The sequence below is a fragment of the Acinetobacter sp. UBA2063 genome, assembly GCF_002333245.1.
Lineage (GTDB): Bacteria > Pseudomonadota > Gammaproteobacteria > Pseudomonadales > Moraxellaceae > Acinetobacter > Acinetobacter parvus.
The window spans coordinates 1-4,608 of the sequence record NZ_DDAH01000057.1; the positions used below are offsets into that span (position 1 = coordinate 1).

Annotated in this window: 5 protein-coding genes; 2 read left to right on the top strand and 3 right to left on the bottom strand. The window is 37.6% G+C overall.

Annotated elements, in window-relative coordinates; all coding sequences use genetic code 11:
* A partial coding sequence (locus tag B4H32_RS02835) for a DUF262 domain-containing protein (RefSeq protein WP_286799709.1) occupies nucleotides 1–507 on the bottom strand: 507 nt, incomplete at its 3' end.
* Nucleotides 504–1,709 carry an adenine-specific methyltransferase EcoRI family protein gene (locus B4H32_RS02840; protein ID WP_286799714.1) on the bottom strand — a complete coding sequence of 402 codons (1,206 nt, stop codon included), beginning with the start codon at nucleotides 1,707–1,709 and terminating at the stop codon, nucleotides 504–506. The genes B4H32_RS02835 and B4H32_RS02840, both read right to left, overlap by 4 nt.
* Before the next feature lie 182 nt (nucleotides 1,710–1,891).
* Here B4H32_RS02840 and B4H32_RS02845 point away from each other — a divergent pair, with 182 nt between their 5' ends.
* Entirely contained in the window at nucleotides 1,892–2,692 is an 801-nt protein-coding gene (locus tag B4H32_RS02845) for an A1S_2505 family phage non-structural protein (protein WP_010589328.1), read from the top strand.
* Between the two features lie 36 nt (nucleotides 2,693–2,728).
* Here the strand turns inward: B4H32_RS02845 and B4H32_RS02850 are convergent, their stop codons facing one another.
* Nucleotides 2,729–2,908, bottom strand: coding sequence for a hypothetical protein (locus tag B4H32_RS02850; protein WP_004678032.1), 180 nt, complete (start codon nucleotides 2,906–2,908; stop codon nucleotides 2,729–2,731).
* 213 nt (nucleotides 2,909–3,121) lie between these two features.
* On the opposite strand from B4H32_RS02850, the gene B4H32_RS02855 reads away from it, so the two are divergent.
* Nucleotides 3,122–4,357 carry a pyridoxal phosphate-dependent aminotransferase gene (locus B4H32_RS02855; protein WP_004681168.1) on the top strand — a complete coding sequence of 412 codons (1,236 nt, stop codon included), beginning with the start codon at nucleotides 3,122–3,124 and terminating at the stop codon, nucleotides 4,355–4,357.
* Nucleotides 4,358–4,608 lie beyond the last annotated feature (251 nt).

Genomic DNA, 4,608 nt, shown 5'->3' on the forward strand with positions numbered 1-4,608 from the left:
AAGTGTGACAAATTGCCCCGAATACACCGCATTGAGTAATTCTTGCTGATTAAGCGGAACACCTGCAATATTAATGGTTTTAAACCATGCTTTAATCTCTGTTTCAGTACCTTCGCATTCATAAATTAATAGTTTTGTTTGTTCAATTATTTCGCGTTTATCTTCAGATAGACTATTAAAATACTGCGGTTTTCCATCTTCAATTACAGCAAATTTATCGGTGACGTAACGCCCAATACTGGTTATGCGTTGTTGTCCATCCAACACTTCAAAACTATCCTCACCCACTTTATTAAAATAAATTAAACCCAATGGATAGCCTTTAAGTATAGATTCTATGACGGCGACATCTCGTTTTCCATCTGCATAAATGTAATTACGTTGATATTCTGGCTGAATGGTGAGTTTACCCGAAAAACCAAATAAGCCCTTGCCTTCTAGTTCGTTATAGACAAAACCTGCGCAAATATCCTTGACCGTAATAGCTGTTTTTAATGTTGTTTTCATATAGCTACATTCCTATGTTTTATGAGCACTCGTTGATAAACTTTTTCCAAAAGCCCATCTCTGTAAACAACTCCACTCGCATTTAAGTCATAAGTTCCCTTCTTTCCAAATTTGTCAAAATATGCTTGCTTGCATTCCACTGTATTATAATTTTTTGTTTTTAAATCATATAAATCTGCGTTTTCACACATCCCAACTATCTCAAACTGGTCAGGATTATATTTATCCAAAAAGCTAATGGGCACACCCATTACACCGTCATAATCACTAGGAATTGCACTAGTAAAAGGCACTTCTATTGCATCGTAATTGTCATAACTGTCATAATTGGTCTTGGCTTGCATTTTCTTATTAAACTTTAGGTTATCCAATATAGTCATCAGTTGTAATGGTTCATGGCGACGACCATGATCAAAATTAGTAAACCAACGCACACCTTTAATTCTTAAATATTTTCGGCCATCTTCACCAATCCGCCATCCGACAGCATTAATTGGATATTCATCTGGTACTTGGAACTCTCTATCGCCACTACTAATAGTTGGACCTAACCACATTTTATTATGCTTAATTAAAGGAAAAACTTCTTTGTAGGTGATTGCGTTCATATTACCGATAATGACGAATTTCTTATTAGCTTCAACAATCCAAGCTAAAAATTCACGAAATAACGAAAAAGGTGGATTAGTTATAATAATGTCAGCTTCGTTGCGTAATGCTTTAACTTCATCACTACGAAAATCACCATCCCCTTGTAAATAATCCCAGTCCAAATCATTAATATCAATTTTTTTATCACCGTTTACGTCACGGCTTAATGTAAATATTTTGCCATTTTGAACGGTTTTGTTTATATCAAAGTGTGAGTTTTCACTTTCAAATAAAGTAGGTTGATAACCTTTGTAACTTTTACTGTTAGCGGCATAACTTGTACTAATCAATTTTTTAATGCCTAATTCATCGAATTTTGCGGCAAAATATTTTGTAAAGTTGCTCCACTCTGGGTCATCACAAGGAAGCAGAATTGTTTTGCCACGAAATACATTCGAGTCAAAGTCTAAATACGCATTTATTTCTTTTTCTATGTCGTGATACTGGGTATAAAACTCATCGTTTTTTTCATTTTTCGCTTTAGTTAAGTCGCTGTTCGCTGTTCGCTGTTCGCTGTTCGCTGTTCGCTGTTCGCTGTTCGCTGTTCGCATAATAATACAATAATCCTTAAAAATCAATATTTTAAAAAAATTAATGCTTTAAACTTACTTATTACCTAAGTCAATTTAAATAACTTTTGGGTAATCATACCTTAAAAGCATCTACTTTTTCACTTGACCAACTTCCGAATCAACTGCAACATGCAGTTATACTCAAATTTAATGATAACAATATGTCTTACCAATACCATGATGAAAGCATTGTCACCGAACTGCCCGAAGATACTGTTTTTGTATTTGGCAGTAACTTAGCTGGCACACACGACAGTGGTGCAGCTCGTGTGGCAGCACAACATTTTGCCGCAGTCAAAGGTGTGGGACGTGGCTGGGCTGGACAAAGTTTTGCGATTCCAACACTCAATGAACATTTACAGCAAATGCCACTATCACAAATTGAGCATTACGTAGATGATTTTAAAATCTATGCCAAAAACCATCCAAAAATGAAATACTTTTTAACAGCATTGGGTTGTGGTATTGCAGGTTATAAAGTCTCTGAAATTGCCCCTTTATTTAAAGGGATTCATTCCAATGTGATTTTTCCTGAATCCTTTCGTCCTTATATTGAAGAAGATGCGGTTTCCCAATTCCCTAATTTAACTGCCGAAACAGTGCATGCCTTTATTAATGACGAAGTCATTTTTTACTTCAATCACGGCTATGAATCCTTTGAAGAGGCTTTAGATAAAACCCATTTATCTGCTGCGGAAAAAGCAATTGCACTCGTTATTTTAAATGAAGAGCTTTATCCACGTGATCGCTACGGGCGTGGCCGTGAACATGAAATCACTGATATTTTAAGCAAACTGAATGGTAAGATTTTTAATTTCCAAAGTAATTCCGAAGGTGCGATGATTTTTGTTGGCGTGATTATCGCCTTAATGGAACTGTATGATATTGATGAATATGATTTCATGAAACTCTGGCGTGGTGAACTGGAAATACAACATCCACTCAACCGAAACAGTCATTAAAATAAAAAAGCCAATCATTCACTGATTGGCTTTCTTTTAGCGTTTCCCCATCGAACGGCGTGTACCACGTGGTGGCATCCAAGTCCGATCTGCATATTGCTCAGGTTTTGGGCGAACCTGATTATGCGCCACGTCCTCAGAATCATCTTGAGCAGATGGCATCGGGAATGGTAATTTCACCAAAGCTTTTTTGGCTTTTGGTTGTTGCGTACTCATTGAAATTCTCTCGAAATCTAAATTTCTAGTCGCTATTGTAATGGATTTTTGTCAGTTTTATAAAAATAAAATATGTAAAAAACCAAAGCTTTCATACAACTTATATTTTGGTAACTTTTTATGCGATTAAGGCAAGTTTTGACCACAATAACCTTGATTTAAGCTAAGATAACCTGCTTTTTATTTTTCAATCCCATAAGAAGGAATAATGCCGTGGACGTACGTCTCTCTGATCGTGTCAATGCCATCAAACCGTCCCCTACACTTGCAGTAACAAACAAGGCCGCCGAGCTTAAAGCTGCTGGTAAAAACGTGATTGGTTTAGGTGCAGGCGAACCAGACTTTGATACCCCTCAACACATCAAAGATGCTGCAATTGAAGCGATTAACAAAGGCTTTACAAAATATACAGCAGTAGACGGTACTCCGAGCTTAAAGAAAGCAATTATTGCAAAATTAAAACGTGACAATAATTTAGATTATCAAGCAAACCAGATTTTGGTGTCTTGTGGTGGTAAGCAAAGCTTCTTTAACCTGGCACTAGCCTTGTTAAACAAAGGTGATGAAGTGATCATCCCTGCGCCATTCTGGGTAAGCTATCCAGACATGGTGATCATTGCTGAGGGTACGCCAGTCATCGTAAAATGTGGTGAAGAACAACGCTTCAAAATCACACCTGAACAATTGGAAGCTGCAATCACACCAAATACACGTTTGTTGGTACTTAACAGTCCATCAAACCCAACAGGCATGATCTACACCAAGGCTGAACTAGAAGCTTTGGCTGATGTGCTTCGTCGCCATCCACAAGTATTGATTGCTTCTGACGACATGTACGAACCAATCCGTTGGGAAGATGAGTTCTACAACATCGCAACAATTGCTCCAGATTTATATGACCGTACCATTGTGCTTAACGGTGTGTCAAAAGCGTATGCAATGACAGGCTGGCGTATTGGCTATGCGGCTGGTCCTGCAAAATTGATTGGCGCAATGAAGAACATCCAGTCTCAGTCTACATCTAACCCAACCTCAATTTCACAGGTTGCGGCAGAAGCAGCATTGAATGGTCCACAAGACGTTCTTCAACCAATGATTGAGGCGTTTAAACGCCGTCATGACTTGGTGGTAAATGGCTTAAATGAAATCAACGGTATTTCTTGTCTCCCTGCTGATGGCGCGTTCTATGCCTATGCAAACATCCGTCCATTGATTCGTGCAAAAGGCATGAAGTCTTGCACAGAATTCTCTGAGTGGTTACTTGAAGAAACTGGCGTTGCAGTTGTTCCTGGTGATGCATTTGGCTTAGGTGGCTTTATGCGTATCTCTTACGCAACTGCTGATGAAGTTCTAGTGGATGCTTTAGCACGTATCAAGAAAGCAGCTGACTCAATTGATGGTGTAGATGCGGCGATCGCATCAATTGAAGCTGAAAAAGCAGTGAAATAATCATACTGTAAATTAAAAAGAAGCTTCTTAATGAAGCTTCTTTTTTATGTCTATCCTGCTATGTATTTAGCAAGTTCATCATCTTATAAAACCATAAAATATTGATCAAAGATCATCTCATTCTGGCCATATTATAGAATTAGACCGTGTTAGGTAAATGTGTGAAAACAGACAATTAAGCAATTTCAACTACTGTGTAATATTTTTCAGGATTCTGAATAATCTAGAGATAATTTTGTTGATAAAAGAAA